The organism is Vibrio sp. 1249-1, assembly GCF_033340495.1.
The window spans coordinates 1-603 of record NZ_JAWOWJ010000798.1 but is presented as its reverse complement, the minus strand read 5'-3'; the positions used below and the strand labels follow the sequence as shown (position 1 = coordinate 603).

Annotated in this window: 1 protein-coding gene; it reads left to right on the top strand. The window is 42.8% G+C overall.

The annotated features are described in order from the left end of the window. Window positions 1-458 (top strand): DUF2726 domain-containing protein (locus tag R7Z50_RS28980; protein ID WP_318149944.1); only part of this gene is annotated, 458 nt, incomplete at its 5' end. Between the last annotated feature and the right edge of the window lie 145 nt (window positions 459-603).

The window sequence follows — 603 nt, the reverse complement described above, 5'->3', positions numbered from 1 at the left end:
CTACTTTGGTTGCTCCGAAAGACATCAAGAATAAAAAGCAGTTTTTCGTGGCCAATAATCGCATCTCGCGCAGTTATTTCGACTACGTAATTTGTGATCCCAGAACGTTAGAACCGCGCGTGATTATCGAGTTTGATAACGGGCAGCAATTGAATAAAGGTAAGGTGGAGCGTCAGAAGTTGATGATGCACGTATGTAAATCTGCCAACTTGCCTCTGATCGGAACTTCTGTAAAACACAGTTATCAAGTGGGGCGTTTACGCCGCTTGTTGGCAGCGCATATTGATTTGATCGAGCCTGAGAAAGAAGTGCGTTTTTGTAAGAAATGCGGCAGTCCGATGATCATCAAAACCGCCAGCCAAGGTGAATTTAAAGGACGACGATTTTTCACCTGCAGTCGTCAACCTAATTGTACTTATACTGAAAACTACAATGTGGTGTTTGAGTCTGACGACTAATACAACCACTCAAACGATAAACCTAAAGGCTTTGATTTGTGTAGATCAAAGCCTTTTTTGTATCGCCCGATACGCCAAGACCTATACTTTGAGAAAGAAAGCGGAATAGGGAAGTCGTATGCGATATGGATGGATATTTGCACTG